This window comes from Nocardioides sp. L-11A (assembly GCA_029961745.1).
In the GTDB taxonomy this organism is placed as follows: domain Bacteria; phylum Actinomycetota; class Actinomycetes; order Propionibacteriales; family Nocardioidaceae; genus Nocardioides.
Map to the genome: position 1 here is coordinate 1,169,606 of CP124680.1, position 16,970 is coordinate 1,186,575.

Annotated in this window: 21 protein-coding genes; 12 read left to right on the top strand and 9 right to left on the bottom strand. The window is 71.2% G+C overall.

From position 1 onward, the window contains the following. Positions 1 to 263 precede the first annotated feature (263 nt). Entirely contained in the window at positions 264 to 1,325 is a 1,062-nt protein-coding gene (locus QJ852_05385) for an IS30 family transposase (GenBank protein WGX99533.1), read from the top strand. A gap of 64 nt (positions 1,326 to 1,389) precedes the next feature. On the opposite strand, the gene QJ852_05390 is transcribed toward QJ852_05385, so the two are convergent. Continuing rightward, complete coding sequence (locus tag QJ852_05390; GenBank protein ID WGX97871.1) at positions 1,390 to 2,088, bottom strand: response regulator transcription factor; 699 nt, start codon at positions 2,086 to 2,088, stop codon at positions 1,390 to 1,392. Between the two features lie 110 nt (positions 2,089 to 2,198). Further along, on the bottom strand, positions 2,199 to 2,558 hold the full coding sequence (locus QJ852_05395) for a hypothetical protein (GenBank protein ID WGX97872.1): 360 nt from the start codon (positions 2,556 to 2,558) through the stop codon (positions 2,199 to 2,201). A gap of 290 nt (positions 2,559 to 2,848) precedes the next feature. Here QJ852_05395 and QJ852_05400 point away from each other — a divergent pair, with 290 nt between their 5' ends. Then, positions 2,849 to 3,628: a sigma-70 family RNA polymerase sigma factor gene (locus tag QJ852_05400; GenBank protein ID WGX99534.1), complete on the top strand. Its 780-nt coding sequence runs from the start codon at positions 2,849 to 2,851 to the stop codon at positions 3,626 to 3,628. Positions 3,629 to 3,726: 98 nt separating this feature from the next. On the opposite strand, the gene QJ852_05405 is transcribed toward QJ852_05400, so the two are convergent. The 3 genes from QJ852_05405 to QJ852_05415 are packed head-to-tail and all read right to left on the bottom strand — an operon-like array spanning position 3,727 to position 6,114. After that, positions 3,727 to 4,908 (bottom strand): alcohol dehydrogenase catalytic domain-containing protein, encoded by a 1,182-nt coding sequence (locus tag QJ852_05405; protein ID WGX97873.1) that lies wholly within the window; start codon positions 4,906 to 4,908, stop codon positions 3,727 to 3,729. After that, positions 4,905 to 5,105 (bottom strand): CDGSH iron-sulfur domain-containing protein, encoded by a 201-nt coding sequence (locus QJ852_05410; GenBank protein WGX97874.1) that lies wholly within the window; start codon positions 5,103 to 5,105, stop codon positions 4,905 to 4,907. The genes QJ852_05405 and QJ852_05410 overlap by 4 nt, the downstream gene beginning before the upstream one ends. Positions 5,106 to 5,112: 7 nt before the next feature. Beyond that, entirely contained in the window at positions 5,113 to 6,114 is a 1,002-nt protein-coding gene (locus QJ852_05415; GenBank protein WGX97875.1) for an iron-containing redox enzyme family protein, read from the bottom strand. A gap of 257 nt (positions 6,115 to 6,371) precedes the next feature. Between QJ852_05415 and QJ852_05420 the strand changes: the two genes are divergently transcribed. The 9 genes from QJ852_05420 (at position 6,372) to QJ852_05460 (ending at position 11,607) form a co-directional block, all read left to right on the top strand. Further along, positions 6,372 to 7,067, top strand: coding sequence for a PAS and ANTAR domain-containing protein (locus QJ852_05420; protein WGX97876.1), 696 nt, complete (start codon positions 6,372 to 6,374; stop codon positions 7,065 to 7,067). A 70-nt stretch (positions 7,068 to 7,137) separates the two neighbouring features. After that, positions 7,138 to 7,998: an SDR family oxidoreductase gene (locus QJ852_05425; GenBank protein ID WGX97877.1), complete on the top strand. Its 861-nt coding sequence runs from the start codon at positions 7,138 to 7,140 to the stop codon at positions 7,996 to 7,998. Positions 7,999 to 8,024: 26 nt separating this feature from the next. After that, a complete protein-coding gene (locus tag QJ852_05430; protein ID WGX97878.1) occupies positions 8,025 to 8,231 on the top strand; it encodes a hypothetical protein in 207 nt (68 codons plus the stop codon). Further along, positions 8,228 to 8,446, top strand: a complete 219-nt coding sequence (locus tag QJ852_05435) for a hypothetical protein (GenBank protein ID WGX97879.1) — start codon at positions 8,228 to 8,230, stop codon at positions 8,444 to 8,446. Before QJ852_05430 ends, QJ852_05435 begins: the two co-directional genes overlap by 4 nt. After that, a complete protein-coding gene (locus tag QJ852_05440; protein ID WGX97880.1) occupies positions 8,443 to 8,913 on the top strand; it encodes a DUF6328 family protein in 471 nt (156 codons plus the stop codon). The genes QJ852_05435 and QJ852_05440 overlap by 4 nt, the downstream gene beginning before the upstream one ends. Beyond that, positions 8,910 to 9,356: a hypothetical protein gene (locus QJ852_05445; protein WGX97881.1), complete on the top strand. Its 447-nt coding sequence runs from the start codon at positions 8,910 to 8,912 to the stop codon at positions 9,354 to 9,356. Before QJ852_05440 ends, QJ852_05445 begins: the two co-directional genes overlap by 4 nt. Then, the gene (locus QJ852_05450; protein ID WGX97882.1) at positions 9,353 to 10,585 is read left to right on the top strand and encodes a divalent metal cation transporter; all 1,233 of its coding nucleotides are present in this window, start codon (positions 9,353 to 9,355) and stop codon (positions 10,583 to 10,585) included. Before QJ852_05445 ends, QJ852_05450 begins: the two co-directional genes overlap by 4 nt. Positions 10,586 to 10,597: 12 nt before the next feature. Continuing rightward, entirely contained in the window at positions 10,598 to 11,296 is a 699-nt protein-coding gene (locus QJ852_05455; protein ID WGX97883.1) for a hypothetical protein, read from the top strand. 41 nt (positions 11,297 to 11,337) lie between these two features. Then, on the top strand, positions 11,338 to 11,607 hold the full coding sequence (locus tag QJ852_05460) for a Rho termination factor N-terminal domain-containing protein (protein ID WGX97884.1): 270 nt from the start codon (positions 11,338 to 11,340) through the stop codon (positions 11,605 to 11,607). Positions 11,608 to 12,038: 431 nt separating this feature from the next. Here QJ852_05460 and QJ852_05465 read toward each other — a convergent pair whose 3' ends face one another. Together QJ852_05465 and QJ852_05470 are read right to left on the bottom strand one after the other, a co-directional pair. Further along, positions 12,039 to 13,343 (bottom strand): HNH endonuclease, encoded by a 1,305-nt coding sequence (locus tag QJ852_05465; GenBank protein ID WGX97885.1) that lies wholly within the window; start codon positions 13,341 to 13,343, stop codon positions 12,039 to 12,041. 479 nt (positions 13,344 to 13,822) lie between these two features. Then, positions 13,823 to 14,065 (bottom strand): hypothetical protein, encoded by a 243-nt coding sequence (locus tag QJ852_05470; GenBank protein ID WGX97886.1) that lies wholly within the window; start codon positions 14,063 to 14,065, stop codon positions 13,823 to 13,825. 179 nt (positions 14,066 to 14,244) lie between these two features. Here QJ852_05470 and QJ852_05475 point away from each other — a divergent pair, with 179 nt between their 5' ends. Beyond that, positions 14,245 to 14,790: an STAS domain-containing protein gene (locus QJ852_05475; protein ID WGX97887.1), complete on the top strand. Its 546-nt coding sequence runs from the start codon at positions 14,245 to 14,247 to the stop codon at positions 14,788 to 14,790. Between the two features lie 52 nt (positions 14,791 to 14,842). Here QJ852_05475 and QJ852_05480 read toward each other — a convergent pair whose 3' ends face one another. Beyond that, positions 14,843 to 16,579 carry a phospholipid carrier-dependent glycosyltransferase gene (locus QJ852_05480; GenBank protein WGX97888.1) on the bottom strand — a complete coding sequence of 579 codons (1,737 nt, stop codon included), beginning with the start codon at positions 16,577 to 16,579 and terminating at the stop codon, positions 14,843 to 14,845. Between the two features lie 159 nt (positions 16,580 to 16,738). Further along, complete coding sequence (locus QJ852_05485) at positions 16,739 to 16,960, bottom strand: type II toxin-antitoxin system VapB family antitoxin (protein WGX97889.1); 222 nt, start codon at positions 16,958 to 16,960, stop codon at positions 16,739 to 16,741. Between the last annotated feature and the right edge of the window lie 10 nt (positions 16,961 to 16,970).

Sequence of the window (16,970 nt, forward strand, 5' to 3'; positions counted from 1 at the left end):
GGGCGCAGGAATCGCCGGTCGACCGGTGATTCCTGCGCTTGTCGGGCATTGCAACGCCTTGGGCTCAAGGGGTGAGCGCAACACTTGTCTGTTGATGGGGTGTTGTGATGGGTGCTCGTCGTGGTCGTCCGCGGCTGCCTGTTGAGTTGGAGTACGAGTTCTGGGACGTCGTGCGGGCGGGCTGCTCGATCGAGGAAGCATCTGTGGCTGTCGGCGTGTCGGTCTCAGCGGGCCGGGCGTGGGTCGGTGAGCGTGGCGGGGTGATGCCGCCCGCAACAGCCGGCCCGGGCAGTCGACGGCTGAGCTTCGCCGAACGTGAGGAGATCGCCCTGCTGCGCGCTGAGGGCAGGGGCGTACGAGAGATCGCCCGGACGGTCGGGCGCGACCCAGGCACGATCAGCCGAGAGCTGCGTCGCGTGTCCCACAGCCCCGTGTCCAGTGCGCAACGACGCGCTTATCGGGCCTCGACTGCACAAGGCGATGCCGACGCGCGAGCCAAGCGGCCCAAGACGGCGAAGCTCGCCACGAATCTGCCGCTGCGCCGCGAGGTCCAACAGCGTCTGCGGGAGAATCACAGTCCCGAGCAGATCGCTGCCCGGCTACGCGAGGACTTCCCCGACGATCCGGAGATGTGGGTGTCGCACGAGACGATCTACCAGGCGCTCTACGTGCAGGGCCGCGGAGCGTTGAAGCGGGAACTGGTCAAGTATCTGCGCACCGGTCGGGCGGTCCGCAAACCACACCGACGACCCGATAAGAGGCGTGGCCAGATCCAGGGCATGGTGAACATCGCTGATCGGCCCAAACAGGTCGAGGACCGGGCGGTGCCCGGTGACTGGGAAGGCGATCTGATCCTGGGGTCAACCGAGTCGGGCTCGGCGATCGGGACGCTGGTCGAACGCGCGACCGGGTTCACCATGCTGCTGCACCTGCGCGGCGACCACACTGCCGAAACGGTTGCCGGCGCGATGATCGAGAAGATGCTTGACCTGCCCGAGCAACTTCGTCGCTCGCTGACCTGGGACCAGGGCAGCGAGATGGCCAACCACGCACAGATCGCCGAGGCGACCGGGCTCGACATCTACTTCTGCGACCCGCACTCGCCGTGGCAGCGCGGCACGAACGAGAACACCAACGGGTTGCTGCGTCAGTACTTCCCCAAGGGCACCGACCTGTCGCGGTGGGGACCTGGCTACCTCGACAAGGTCGCAGCCGAGCTCAACGCCCGTCCCCGCAAACGACTCGCCTGGCGCACCCCCGCCGAAGCCCTCGACAAGCTACTGTCCGAGCAATCGAATCCACCTGGTGTTGCGACCACGGCTTGAATTCGCCCGCCCGACAAGTGCAGGAAATGCCCGACAAGTGCGCCCGAGGACGGGCCGGCGTACCTCAGCCCGCGGCGGAGAACCGGGGCTTCGCGGGCTCGGGCGCGGCGGTCGCGTCCGCACCCCGCAGCCGTACGGCGAGCAGCGCCGCCTGGGTGCGGTGCTGGAGGCCGAGCCGGGCGAGCAGGCCGGTGACGTGGTTCTTGACCGTCTTCTCGGCGAGGTAGAGCTTCTCGGCGATCTGCCGGTTGGTCATGCCCTCGGCGATGAGGAAGAAGATCTTGCGCTGCTGCGGGGTGAGCTCGCAGATGACGTCGAGCGACTTGCGCTGCATCTCCATCTGCTCGACGACGCGGTTGGCGACCGCCGGGTCGATGAGGGAGTGGCCGCCGGCGACCAGCTTGATGCCGTTGAGCAGCGAGTTGCCCTCGATCTTCTTCAGGACGTAGCCGGAGGCGCCGGCGAGGATGGCCGCGGAGATCGCGTCCGGGTCGTCGTACGTCGTCAGGATCAGGGCCTTGATGTCCGGGTCGACCGAGCGCATCTCGCGGCAGATGTCGACGCCGGTGCCGTCGGCCAGGTTGGCGTCGAGGACGGCGATGTCGGGCCGCAGCTGGAGGATCTCGCGCAGCGCCACGGTCGCGCTGCCGGACTGACCGACCACCTCGAGCTCGGGGTCGGTCGCGAGCAGGCTCGCCACACCCCGGCGGACCACCTCGTGGTCGTCGACGATGTAGACGCGGATCGGATTCTCGGTCGGCACGGTAAAGATTCTCCCGTGCCACGCCGCCGAGGGCGACCCTTGGGGCAAGGTCGAGCCGGTGGGCCCGTGGCCGTGGTCACGATGGACTAGCCCACGGTGGCTGATCGAGGTCAGATCCCGCTCAGGTGCTCGAGTGCCGCCGCGACGTCGCGCTCGCCGCGGCGCAGGGCGGCGAGCAGCGCGACGATGTCCTGGGTGGTGAACCTGTCGTCCTCGGTCGGCGGTCCCACGCACTCGGCGGCCTCGGCGGCGGTGATCCGCGTCCCGATCTTGAGTCGGTACGTCGTGTCGGCGAGCTCGAAACCGAGGTCGGTGACGACCGCGGTGAAGTGCTCGTCGGCCACCGGGTCGTGCACCACGAGATGCTCGCCGGGCTCGAGGCCGCGGTCGAGGCCGAGGTCGCGGTGGCTCACGCCGAGCGAGCGGCTGCGGCGGGTGAACGGGCTCAGAGCCACCACGATCTGCTGCACCGCGACTCCCCGCCTCCGTGAGCACCCGGTGTGCCCTGACGCAGGTACAACGCGGTGCCGGCCGCGGTGTTATGGCGTCGGGGGTCCTCTCGCTGATAGTTCTTCCTGACCATGGTTCCTGGTCAGTCGGGGTGGTCACCGGTATGAGATCGCGCTAGGTTGGGTAGCGACGCAGCAGACATCTCGTGGCCAAGCCCACCGCCACATCGCTCTCGATCCCGGGAGTAACCGTGTCCACCGCATCGATTCCCACCATCCCCCACCGTTCCACCGCCTCCTCCAGCAGCCGGGTGAGCTCCGCCGAGCGGAAGGCTCGGACCGCGGAGCTCTTGGCCAGGGCTCGGGAGTGTCCACCGGGGGAGCGTGCTGACCTTCTCGACGAGGTCATCGTGCTCAACATCCCGGTGGCCCGCACCCTCGCCGCGCGCTACCGCAACCGCGGGCAGTCCTCCGACGAGCTCGAGCAGGTCGCCTGTCTCGCGCTGACCCGCGCGGTGCAGTCCTTCGACCCGGAGCGCGGCGACGACCTGCTGGTCTTCGCCGTCCCGAGCATCCTCGGCGAGCTCAAGCGGCACTTCCGCTCGGCCGCCTGGGCGGTGCGCCCACCGCGCCGGATCCAGGAGATCCGCCCGCGCGTGGTCGCCGCCGAGGAGGAGCTGGCCCAGCAGCTCGGCCGGCCGCCGACGCCCGAGGAGCTTGCCGACGAGCTCGGCTGTCCGGCGGCGGAGGTCGAGGAGGCACTGGCCTGCGGCGACCTCGCCCACGCCGCCTCGCTCGACGAGCCCGTCGCCGCGACCGGCAGCCCGCTGGGCGAGCTGCTGCCCACGGTCGACCCCGGCTTCGAGCAGAGCGAGGCCGTCGCGATGCTCGGCCCGGCCTGTCGCGGGCTCAAGGCGCGCGACCGCCGCATCCTGCGGATGCGCTTCTACGAGCAGCGCACCCAGCAGGAGATCGCCGACGAGCTCGGCGTGACGCAGGTGCAGGTCTCGCGGCTGTTGCAGCGGATCTTCACCGACCTGCGCCGTGCTGTCGGCGGTGGAGGCCCGGGCGGCCGGCCCCGCGCGGCCTGACCCTCCCCGGCACGACGGCGGTCCGCCGATACCGGTCCCTCGACACGCTCAGGGACACCGTCGGCGGACCGCTGTCGCTGGGCGGCGGGGTCACGGGGTCACGGCCGGAACAGCACCTTGACCATGCCGTCCTTCTTGTCACGGAAGTCGCGGTACGCCGTCGGCGCCTCCTCCAGCGGAAGGTGGTGCGTCGCGAACGTCTCGACGCCGAGATGGTCGGTCGGCTCCAGCAGGAGCGCGAGGATGTCGTCGCTCCAGTGCCGCACGTTGGCCTGTCCCATCCGCAACTGGACCTGCTTGTCGAACATCTCCATCAGCGGCATCGGGTCCATCGGTCCGCCGTAGACGCCGACGACGGAGACCGTGCCACCGCGGCGGACCGCGTCGATCGCGAGATGCAGCGCGGCCAGCCGGTCGACCCCGGCGGTGCGCATCAGCGGCTGGGCGAGGCGGTCCGGCAGCATCCCGACCAGCTTCGACACGGACTCGGCGACGGGGGAGCCGTGCGCCTCCATGCCCACCGCATCGATCACCGCGTCGACGCCCCGGCCGCGGGTGAGCTCGAGGACGGTCGTCACCGGGTCCGCGTCGTCGGCGGTGACGAGTACCTCCGCGCCGTACGCCGAGACCCGCTGCAGCCGCTCCACCACGGGGTCGACGACGAAGACCCGGATCCCGCGACGCAGCGCGGTCCGGGCGCACATGTCGCCGATCGGGCCGGCGCCGAGCACGAGCAGGCTCTCGTCCGGGCCGACGGCGGCGTACTCCACGGCCTGCCAGGCGGTCGGCAGCACGTCGGACAGGAAGACGAAACGGTCGTCGGGCGGCCCCTCGGGCACCTTGATCGGCAGGGTGTCGCCGAACGGCACCCGCAGGTACTCCGCCTGCGCGCCCGGCACCTGTCCGTACAGGCTGCTGTAGCCGAACAGGCTGGCGCCGGTGCCCTGCTCCACGTTCTGGGTGGTCTCGCACTGGCTGTGCAGGCCGCGGGCACACATCCAGCAGCGACCGCAGCTGACGTTGAACGGCACCACGACCCGGTCACCCCGGCGCAGTGACGTGACGCCGGCGCCCACCTCCTCCACGACGCCGATCGGCTCGTGGCCGACCACGTCGCCGGCCGCCATGAACGGCGCCAGGGGGTCGTAGAGGTGCAGGTCGGAACCGCACAGCCCGCTCGACGTCACCCGGATCACGACGTCGTCCGGCTGCTCGATCCTCGGGTCGGGCACGTCCTCGACGCTCATCCGGCCCTTGGCCTGCCAGGTGACTGCTCTCACGTGTTCTTCCTCCGTCGTCGGTCGCGGTGGCTGTCGTCGCACCAGGGCATCCGCTCGGACCGCCCGCACCGGCACACCGCGACCACGGCGCGCTCGACGGCGGCGGTGGTGCCGTCGACGCCGACGACCTCGTCCGCGCCGCGGACCAGGAGAGGGCCGCCGGGGCAATCGGTCACCACGACCCGCCGTCCGCTCATGACGGCCTCACCCCGCCGCTCGGTCGTCGCGCCGGCCGCGCCAGCCGTCGAGCAGCACCTCGCCCGCGAGCCCGTCGACGGCGAGGCAGGCGGTGGCGCCGAGCACGACGTCGGGGACCAGGTCGGGCTCGTCCTCGACCAGGGCGGCGCAGATGCCCCGGATGGCGAGCTGCTCGTGCACGGCGTCGGCCTCCACGTGCTCGTCGTAGTAGTCCTGGACCGCTTCGGGCAGTCGCAGGCGCCGTGCCCCGCGCAGGATCCGGTCGCACGGCAGGGAGCTGGTCGCCTCGAACGCGGCCAGGTGACCCATCGCGGCCCCGCGCAGGCGGCGGTTGAGCGCGAACAGCGACATCAGGTTGACCGATGCGAGGGTGGCCCCCGTCGCCTGCTCGACGTACGGCGCCAGGTCGGTCGGCATGTCGAGCGAGGCCAGGGCGCGGGCGAAGAGCGTCTGGTGCAGGCGGTCGGGCCGCCCGCCGCCGTACTCGTCGTACTGCAGCTCGGCCAGGGCCACCTTCGCGGCGCCGCCGATCCGGGGCAGCACGAACGACTGCGGGTCCGACTCGCGCAGGTGGTAGACCGCCCGCTCGGCGAGATAGGAGCGGAACTCCTCGCGGGTGGCGCGCCGGTGCAGGAACTGCGCGACCTCCGAGGGGCCCGAGCGGGCGGTCAGCCGGACCAGCGCCGCGGTGACCTGCGCGCCCGGGGTGTCCCCGAGGTCCGCGATCACGGGCGCGTCCTCGGGCGTCGTGCCGACCAGGCGGCGCACGGCGTGCTCGAAGGTGCGCTCCAGCGCGGCCCGGCTCACCATGAGCAGCGGGTCCCATTCGGCGTGCGGGTCCTCGACGTCCTCGAAGCCGCGGTAGTGGAGCTCGTAGAGGGTCCACAACGCGAGCTGGAAGTCGCGGTCGGTCAGAGGGTAGGTGACCTCGCCCATGGCCCGCGGTTCGGGTACGGCGTGGGGGCCGGCAGGTCGCGCGCGGAGGGTCTCGACGACCCCCTCGCTCAAGGGTCCACAGGGTGCGGGCAGCCTCATCCGGTCCTCGTCCTTCCTTCCCACAGCTCGCCCAGGATCAGGCGCAGCACGACCCGGCGTACCGTCAGGTACACCAGGAGACGACCCCCCGTTGTGCGTCCCGCCCCGGGTTCGCCATAGTTCTCGTCGCAGACGGTCCGATCGCCCATGTGACCTCCTCCGGTGGTTGCGGGGTACCCGTGCCGTCTGCCTCCATACGGAAGACCGAGACGGAGGGGAGGAAGGGCGAGATGGGTGGAGTTGCGCCGGGGGACGAGACCGTTCCGCTGCCGCCGCTGGACCCCGACGGTCCGCGTCAGACCGGGCGATTCGTCTATCACGTGGTGGACGAGCGGTGGGAGTGGGACGACGACGTCTTCGCGATCCACGGCTACCGGCCGGGCGAGGTCCGGCCGACCACCGAGCTGGTGATGCGACACAAGCACCAGCAGGACCGTGCGCTCGTCGAGCGGACCCTGGACGACGCGATCGCCGACGGGGCGCCCTTCAACGTGTACTACCGGATCCTGGTCCGCGACGAGGTGCGCAATGTCGTGCTGTGCGGGGAGGGCCAGTACGACGCCGGCCGCACCAGCGGCAAGGTGGACCGTCTCGTCGGCTACTACCTCGATCTCACGCCCGAGCTCGACGCGGAGACCACGGCCGCGGCCGATGCCGCGGTGGCCGCCTCGGCCGCGTCCCGCGACACGATCGAACAGGCCAAGGGCATCTTGATGCTGGGCTACGGCCTCGACGCCGACGCCGCCTTCGCGATGCTCAAGTGGTGGTCGCGCAACCGCAATGTGAAGGTGCGGGAGGTCGCCGAGCGCCTGATCCAGGTGGCTCGGGAGGGGCATGTCAGCCACCCGGGGCTGCGCCGCTTGCTGGACGCGTTGCTCGACGACCTCACCGCCAGCCGGACGGCCCGGGAGGACCGCCTCGGCTGAGCCGTGGTGGAGCACGAACGCTCTGGGTGTACCCGACTCGGCACGTCCCACCCGGGGTAATGCCCGGGTCATGACCGACACCGCCTTCCCCGCCCAGCAGCAGACGCCCCCGGGACTCACGGGAGAGATGCGCCCCGAGCCCGACCACGGCGAGCAGTCGTACGTCGGCCACGGCCGGCTCCAGGGCCAGGTCGCCCTGATCACCGGAGGCGACTCCGGCATCGGCCGCGCCGTCGCGATCGCCTACGCCCGCGAGGGCGCCGACGTCGCCTTCACCCACCTCCACGAGGAGCAGCCGGACGCCGACACCACGGCGGCGCTGGTCGAGGACGCGGGCCGCCGGGTGCTGCCGCTGTCCCTGGACCTGCGGACCAGCGAGGCGTGCGACGAGGCCGTCCGGCGTACCGCCGAGGAGCTCGGCGGCCTCGACGTCCTGGTCAACAACGCGGGCTACCAGATGGCGCGCGACCACGCCGTGGACGACCTCAGCGACGACCGGATCGACCGCACCTTCAAGACCAACCTCTACGCGCTGATGTGGCTCGTGCGGTCGGCCGCGCCGCACCTGCGCAGGCGACCCGGATGCATCGTCAACAACAGCTCCATCCAGGCGTTCGAGCCGTCCGAGACGCTGCTCGACTATGCCGCGACCAAGGCCGCGATCAACAACCTCACCGTCAACCTCGCCGCCTCGCTCGGGAGCGACGGGATCCGGGTCAACGCGGTCGCTCCGGGCCCCATCTGGACCCCGCTGCAACCGGCCACCCAGGAGCCCGAGAAGGTCGAGCGGTTCGGCGTCGACACTCCGCTCGGGAGGGCCGGGCAGCCGGCCGAGGTCGCTCCGGCCTTCGTGTTCCTCGCCTCCCCGGGCGACGCGTCGTACGTGTCCGGCACGGTGCTCGGCGTGACCGGCGGCAAGCCCGTCTTCTGACCGGGGCGCGGGGTACCTCTCCGGTCATGGAGCAGCGACCGCGTCACCGCGAGGACAGCACCCCCGACGGCCAGGACGGCCAGGTGTCCGAGGTCGGCAACCTCGATGACGCCGGCACGGCCGAGTCGCCGGCCGACGCCGTCGCCGGACACCCGATCGACGACGACGTGCAGGAGGGAGCGGCCGGGCCGAACGCCCGGACCGGAGACCAGGACCGGGAGGAGGACCGATGACCATCCCCGACCCCGAGAACCCCGAACGACCTCAGGAACCGGACGAGCCGGTCGATCCCGAGCAGCGCCCGATCCCGGAGAACGACCGCTCGGCCGTGGAGGACTATCACGTGCCGGATCGTGATCCGGAGGTCCCGTTGACCGAGGACGGCGAGGTCGTGGATCCCGAGGAGGCCTACCCCCATGCCCAGGACGTGGAGGAGGGCCGGGCGTGACCGGGACGTCGGCGGGTGATCTGCCGGGGCGCCCGCCCCAGCAGATCACCCGCAACCTGAGCGAGCTGCTCCAGGAGCTGCGGGTGATGCAGACCGGCGTGCAGATCCTCACCGGCTTCCTGCTCACCGTCCCGTTCACCGAGCGGTTCACCGAGCTCACCGAGACCCAGCAGCGGATCTACCTCGGCATCCTCGTCGGCGCGGTGCTCACGACACTCGTGATCGTGGCACCGGTCTGCTACCACCGGGTCCTGTTCCGGCAGGGCCGCAGGGAGTGGATCGTCGCCGCGGCCCAGCAGTGCGCCCTCGCCGGTCTGGTGGGTCTCGCCGCGGTCTCCACGGCCGTGGTGCTGCTGGTCTTCGACATCGTCCTCGGACCAGCCGCGGCCCTGATCGCCGCGGCGGCGGTCGCGCTCGCCTTCACCCTGATGTGGGCAGCGGTCCCCTGGTGGGGTCGCGAGAGGTGAAGCGCTCGCAGCGACCGGCCGTCGTCGCGGTCCTCGTCCTCCTCCCGACGCTCCTGCTGGCCGCGTGCGGCGTCGTCGCCCGGCCCGATGCCGCGGCCTGGGACGACCAGGCCGCCCAGGCCCTGACCGACGCGAGCAGCCAGGTGGCCACGGCCCGCCTGGCTCTGGTCTCGGCCCGTGACGGACGCACCTGGTCGGCGTACACGACCGTGCTCGTGGCCCAGGCCGAGGAGGCGGCCGGCAAGGCGGAGGAGAATCTGTCCCGCGTGCAGGTGCCCGCGGCACGCGCGGACGATGCCGCGACGGTCCTCGACCTCCTGGACCGGGCGGTCGACCTGGTCGCCGAGGCCCGGGCGCACGCGGTGTCCGGGCGGTACGGCGACGCCGGACTCCTCGAGGATCTCGACAGCCTCGCAGGTCGACTGCGGCAGGCTGCGCCGTGAAGCGCTACTTCGCCGTCCTGCTCGGAATCCTGACCGCCATCGGCGGCTTCGTCGACATCGGCGACCTGGTGACCAACGCCCAGGTCGGCGCGCGATTGGGCACGTCGCTGGTGTGGGTCGTGGTGGTCGGTGTCGTGGGCATCTGCGTGTTCGCCGAGATGTCGGGCCGGATCGCGGCGGTCAGCCATCGCGCGACCTTCGACCTCGTGCGCGAGCGCCTCGGGCCGCGGATGGGCTTCCTCAACCTGATCGGCTCGATGCTCGTGACGCTGCTGACCTTCATCGCCGAGATCGGCGGTGTCGCGCTCGCCCTGCAGCTGGTGACCTCGGTCCATCACCTGCTGGTCGTGCCGTTCGTCGCAGTAGCCGTGTGGATCGTGCTGTGGCGGGCGAAGTTCTCCGCGATCGAGAACGTGCTCGGCCTGATGGGCCTGGCCCTGATCGCCTTCGCCGTCGCGCTGTGGCAGCTCGGCCCCGACTGGGGCGAGCTCGCCGCCGGTCTCTCGCCCGCGGAGAAGCCGGACGCCGAGAGCTGGGCCACGTACGCCTTCTTCGGGGTCGCCCTCTTCGGTGCCGCGATGACGCCGTACGAGGTGTTCTTCTTCTCCAGCGGCGGTGTCGAGGAGCGTTGGACCGAGAAGGACATCGGGGTGATGCGGGCCAACGTGTTCATCGGCTTCCCGCTCGGCGGCCTGCTGTCCGTGGCCATCGCGGCCTGCGCCGCCACCGTCTTCCTGCCCGCCGGTGTCACGGTCGAGACACTGGGACAGGTGGGCCTGCCGGTCGCGATCGGTCTCGGGAAGATCGGGCTGGCCGTGGTCGTGCTCGGCTTCTTCGCGGCGACCTTCGGCGCCGCCTGCGAGACCGGGCTGTCGACCGGCTACAGCCTCGCGCAGTACTTCGGGTTCCCGTGGGGCAAGTACGTCCGTCCGGGTGAGGCCGCGGGCTTCCACATCATCCTGCTGATCGCGACCGTGATCGCGGCCGGCGTCCTGCTCACCGGCGTCGACCCGATCATGGTCACCGAGATCTCGGTGGTGTTCTCCGCGATCGCGCTGCCGCTCACCTACTTCCCGATCCTCGTCGTCGCGAACGACCCCGACTACCTGGGCGAGCACGTGAACGGTCCGGTCGCGAACGCGCTCGGCGTCGTCTACCTCGTCGTGATCACCCTCGCCGCACTCGCGGCGATCCCGCTCATGGTCGTCACCTCGATGGGGCAGGGCTGAGAGGAGGAACCGATGGTGTCACTGGCCGATCGCGACGGGTACGACGTCGGGCTGCATCTGCTCGACCGGCAGATCATCGGCGCCGATGGCCGCCTGGCGGGCAAGGTCGACGACGTCGAGCTGCATCGCGACGACACGGGAGCCCTCGTACCGACGGCGTTGCTGGTCGGTCTGCCGGCGCTGCTCCCGCGCTTCGGCCGGCGGATCGGCGGCGGCCTCGCTCGGACCCACCGCCTGGTCCGCGACGCGGCGGCCGACCAGGAGCTGCCCCTGGTGGTCGACTTCGATCTCGTGGAAGACGTCAGCAGCGACGTCCGGCTCTCCGAGCCCGTCCCCGGACTCCTGCACCGGATGGCCCACGAACGTGCGGCCGATCCGGACCGCTGCCGGGTCGGTGCGCTGCTCGGGCTGCCCGTGCGCTGTGCCGCCCTGCCCCGCCGGTCCCAGCTGCTCGACCTGCGTCTGGTCGGCGCTCCGGGAGCGCCCGGAGAGCACCGGGTCACCGCCCTGCTCGTCGGCCCCGGCCGCCCGGGCGCACTGTTCGGCTACGACCGCAGCAGCGAGCCCGGCCCCGCCGCCGTCGCGGCCGTCGTGGGCTGGCTGCACCGCCACGCCCGGGTCGTCGATCTCGGCCCCGGCGTCGACCTCGACACCGACGCCGGCGAGGTCCGGATCGCAGCCGAGGCGTCTCTTGCGCCGCTGCGCGGGTAACGCCGGGATGACCACCTACAGCGACCGCCGGAGGAGGAGACATGCCCGGCAAGAAGCACGGACCCGGCATCAAGAACCCGGACGCCTACGAAGAGATCCGCAAGGACGGCGCCAGCAAGGAGAAGGCCGCCCGGATCTCCAACGCCATGGCTTCGGAGGGTGCCAGCACGGTCGGCCGCCGCGGTGGCAAGGCCGGCGACTACGAGGACTGGACGGTCGATGAGCTGCGCAAGCGCGCCGGCGAACTCGACATCGAGGGTCGCTCGTCGATGAAGAAGGACGAGCTGATCGACGCGCTCCGACACCACTGAGTGGGAGGGCGCGAGCGCGTCGCTCCTTCGTCGCGCCGCGCTGCCGCGCTCGCGGTCGGCTCGGGTGGGTGGTCGCGTTCGCGTGGCGGCCACCGGTCGGCACGACGCGAAGCGTCGCTCGTCGTCGGCTCCGGTCGCTCGTTCCTCGCTCGCTGCGCCTCCTCGTGCGGCGTTCGCGCCGTGGCCTTGTGGATCTCTGGAGGGCGCGAGCGCGTCGCTCCTTCGTCGCGCCGCGCTGCTGCGCTCGCGGTCGGCTCGGGTGGGTGGTCGCGTTCGGGTGGCGGCCACCGGTCGGCACGACGCGACCGGTGCTCTCGTCGGCCGGCCGGCGGGGGCGATGCCCGATGCGCGCGCCATCTGCTCCATCAGCGGATGCTGACATGCCGATGTCCCCGCCGCGCCAGCGCGCTGCGGGGTGTGGGGCGGGGTGGCTACTCGTCGGGTGGCGAGGTGGTCTGGATGGGGTGGGTGCCGCGGTGGTCGACCCGGAACCGGTGCCCGTTGGGGCTGGTCCACACATACGTGCCGGGCGTGACGGTGTCGTAGCGCCAGGTGGAGTGGGTCTTGGCGCGGTGGTGCCGGCGGCACAACGCGACCTCGTTGCACGGACAGGTGGGTCCGCCCTCGCCATATGGGCGGGTGTGGTCGATGTCGCAGGCTTGGGCGGGTCGGGTGCAGTGCGGGAACCGACACGTCTGGTCCCGCAGCACCACCCGGGTGCGGTGGCGGTCGGGGATCTCATAGGACCCGACGGGGACATGGTCGGCCAGGTCGATCACCGGACGCACGATCACCGTGGTGTGCCGGGCGCGGACCCATTCGCGGATCTGGGTCGAGGTGATCGGGCAGCGGCCCTCCTCCCACCGTCCCACCGGGTTCGCGAACGGGTTCTGGCCGATCAAAGTGGTGTCGGCGACGTGGACATTGAGGACCACCTTGCGACCCGGCACGGTGTCCACGACTTCTCCGGTGTCGGGGTCGGGGATGAGCAGGTCCAGGGCGAGGTCCTGCCTCGCGAGCTCGGCGGCGGCCTTCGATCGCCGCACATCCAGAGAACTGTCGTCACCGAGTCGGCCCAGGACTTCCGCGCGTCGGGCGACGGCGAGGTTCAGGTCGTGTCCGTCGGCAGCGTCGAGGAGGCCGTCGAGGTGGACCAGGCCGTGCTCGTCGACAGCGCTGATGTCGAAGTGCCGACCATCGGCAGCGGTCTGCCGGTCTGCTTCCGCGCGTTCGGGGTCGAACCGGATGACCGCTTCGGCGACCAGGCGTTCGAGTTGGGCCCAGCCGACGCCGGAGGCGTCCCAGAGCTGCCGGTCGACGTACGCGGCTGCCTCAGCCGAGAGGGGGTGGGTGAGGTCGGCGATCCGTTCGGCCCGCCACGGCGCCAACCGGCCCGAGGTGACGGCGTTGTAGACGTGGGGGAGTCGCCAGGCGCACTCGATCACCCGCCCGACATACGCCTTCCCGCCGTCCGGGGACCTGCCGAGGACCGCGACGAGTTCCATCAATCCGAACTCCGACACCAACGGTGCACCGGGCCCGGCGATCGGGATGCCGGTGTCGAGGTAGCCCTCGGTGATGGTCGCGACCCCCTCGGGGCCGGCGATCACGTGGTCGCTGGCCCATTCGACGATGCCGGACCACTCACGGACCAGGGAGGCTTCCCGGCCTTCGACCTCGGCGCGCAGCCCGGACAGCAGCGAGGCTGTCGAACGGGCGTCGGTGGCGAGATCCATGACTGGATTCTCCCACCTGCCCACGACACTTCACAGTGTCGCAAACCCGCCTGTGGACAGGCGAAACCCGATCCCGGGGGTGTGGAGAACCAACGTCACGATCGGTGACAGAAGTGCCTGACCAGCCGACCCGCGAACCGCAACCCGACCGCCGAACCCAGTCCCGTCCCCGCGTTCTCGTCGCTGCCTTTCGGAACGCAACCGCGCACCCGGCCGAAGCCCGAGCACAGCCCCAGGAAGACGACCGGGCAAAGAAGAACGACACCAGCCGATCCCGCCCACCGGACCGCAACCCGACCGACGGATCCAGCCCCGCGCCCGCCGTCCTCGTCGCTGCCTCTCCGAACCCAACCGGCCACGCACCCGCGGCCGGAAGACCCCCGCGACCCGGCCCCGGCCTCCGTCATCCAGCGAGCGGCCGTCACGGCGGTGCTCGCGGTCGCGGGTCCACCCCGGATCCGCCGGGTCGCCCCGAAGGCTCAGGTCGCCACCCGGTCCCGGGCGCCCTCCACGCCGGCGTGCTGGGCGCAGTTCGCGCAGCAGTAGATCGTCCCGGCCGCCTCGATGCCATGCCCCAGGATCCGGCAGTCGCAATGGGCGCAGACCGGGGCGATCAGGTGTGCGGCGCACTCGATGCTGTCGAAGGTGAGATGCGTGCCGTCCGCGGTCTCCACCGCGAACGTCTTGTCGTAGTCGTTCCCGCAGGTGCTGCAGGTTCCCATGGTTCCTCCTCGTCGGGTTGCGGTGCGGGCCTACGCCGTCGTCAGCGCGGGCCGATCGTCTGGGGGGCTGGCTTCCTGCCCCTCGGCGGCGTAGCGTCGTGGGCACCCAGGGGCTTCACGCGTCTCGCCATCCATGGTGTCTCCACCTTTGGTCGTACGACTCTCCAGGAAACCAGGCGATGCACGTGGCCGAGCGGCTGTCCGAATGCTCCATCACGTCCACAGGCGGGCCCGACGCCGCCACTCTCCTCGTCGAGGGCGATCTGGTCGTGACGACGACCGCCGTCCTGGAAGGAGCGGTCAACGTCTGCCTGCGCGGCCACCCGCGCAGGGTCGCGGTCGACCTGACCCGGGTGCGGTTCATGGACAGTGCGGGCATCACCGCCCTGTTGACCTGTCGGGGCCGGGCGGCCACCCAGCGCGCCCGGCTGGTCGTGACCCACCCCAGTCCTACTCTCGCCCGCGTGATGCGCCCCGAGATCCGTGCGCTGCTGACGGTCGATCCCGAAGCCGCGGTTGCGCCGCCGCCCGGGCCGCCGCCCGGGCCGCCGCCCGAGCCGCCGCCCGAGCCGACGGTGGGGCAGCGGAGGCTGCTCGCCTGCCTGTCCTGCGGGGCCACCACCGCGCATGTGCCCGGCCCCCGCACCCTCGGGGCGGACGGCGAGGTCATCGTCCAGTGGTGGAGCTGCACCGCCTGCGACGAGGGGAACACCCTCGTCGGGTGAGCCGTCCGGCGACCATACGACCATCCGTGGGCGGTACCCCGGCCACCGGGCGCTAGACCCAGCGCGAGAACCAGACCCGGTCCAGCCACTCGCTGTGCGTCAGCATCTGGTTGGTCCAGATCGGCCAGAACCAGGCGAAGTTCACCAGGGTGAGGACGACGAACGCCCCACTCACGATGACGCCCGCGGTACGCCGGGCTGAGGGTGCGCGCGAGGGCCCGATCAGCGCCCCGATGGCGAGGGTCAGGGCCAGCACGGTGAACGGCAGGATCGCGATCGCGTAGAAGAGGAAGATCGGCCGGTCGTCGTACATCATCCACGGCAGCCATGCGGACAGCGCGCCCACGACGGTCAGCCCGTAGCGCCAGTCGCGGGCGCCGATCCACATCACCACCGCGAACAGCAGCGCCACTACGCCGCCCCACCACAGCACGGGCGTGGGGAGGAGCAGCACCTGCTTGATGCAGTCGCTGCCGGCGGGCGCGTCGCAGCCCGGGGCGTCGGGCGAGATGTCGTTGGTGACCGCGACGCCGACCGGCCGGTTGATGAGCAGCCAGCTCGACGGCTTGGACTCGTAGAAGTGCGTGGAGCAGTTCAGGAAGTGGGTGTGGAAGGTGTAGACGTCCTGGTGGTAGTACCACAGCGAGCGCAGCGACTGCCACGCCTCACCCAGTCCGCTCGCGTCCTTCTCGGTCGCCGTCGGCCACTTCCTCGTCGTGTCGAGGTCGGTCGCGACGTAGGCGTCGTCGTCCTTCGCGCAGTGCCCCTGGCCGGTGTACTGCCGGTACTGCGTCGCGCTCAGGCTCTCCTCGTACTTGTCGGCGTGGGCCAGCCAGCCGCCCCAGGTGGCGATGTAGACGAGCAGCGCCACCACGACCAGGGACAGGAAGGCCGGGATGCCGTCGATGATCGCGCCCTTCACCAGCGCCCACCGGACGCCGAGCGAGCGGCGCGCGCCGGCGCTCCAGAGCCAGCACAGGACACCGAGCGCGGCGAGCGGGTAGAGCGCCGTCCACTTGGTGCCCACGGCCAGCCCGAAGCACCCGCCGGCCGCCAGCAGCCACGGACGGAACAGGACCAGCGGCCCCCATCCGGTCAATGCCACGCCGTCCGGCGTACGTCGGGCCCGCTTCGCCAGGCGCGCCCGGTGCCAGTCGCGGTCGGCCACCAGGCAGGACACGCCGCACAGCAGGAAGAGCGCCAAGAAGATGTCGAGCAGCGCCAGCCGGGAGAGCACGAAGTGCAGGCCGTCGAGCATGAGCAGGGCGCCGGCGATGCAGCCGAGCATCGTCGAGCCGGTCATCCGTCGCGCCAGGCGGCACATGACGAGCACCATCAGCGCGCCCGCGACGGCCGACGCGATCCGCCAGCCGAAGGGGTCCATCCCGAAGGCCTTCTCGCCGAGGGCGATCAGCCACTTGCCGACGTCGGGGTGCACGGCGAGCGACGGGTCTCCGGTCCACACCCCCTGGGTGTGGCCGGCGAGGATGTCGGCGTTGATGTCGGTCTTGGTGTTGCCGTCGGCGTCGCTCAGGTAGGTCTGGACGTAGCCGTTGTTGAGCAGTGACCAGGCGTCCTTGGCGTAGTACGTCTCGTCGAACGCGAAGCGGTGCGGGTTTCCGAGCCCGACCACGCGCAGCCCGAACGCCAGCAGCGTCAGCCCGATCGGCCCGAGCCAGCCGAGCAGCCGGTCGCGCCCCGAGAGCCGCCGGATCGGGCTGATCGCCCGCTCCACCGCCAGTGGCACCCGCCGGCCGAGCGCGGTGCGGGAGAGGCCGATGACGGTCACGGTGCCGAAGCCTACGTGCCGGTGATCGGGGTCAAGGGGCCTGCCACAGGGAGAGGGGGTCGTGTCGCGCGGCGACCTCGGAGAGATCCGGCGAGGCGTCACGACGGAATGCCAGGGACCACACACTCGTGTCGACGAGCAGCGACATCGGCGACCCGGTCAGTCGGCGAGGCCGAGCTTGCGGTCACGCGATCGCCGAGCCGCCTGGTGGTCGAACCCGGTGTCCCACTCGATGGTGCCGAAGAGGTCGACGATCGTGGCCCGTTCACGAACGGCGAGGTACTCCCGCAGCGCGATCGTGACCGCTTCCTTCTTGGTGCGCGCTCCGCTGGCTTCGAGGACGTCGATCAGCTGAGGGTCGAGGGCGAGATTCGTCGCCATGACACACCTC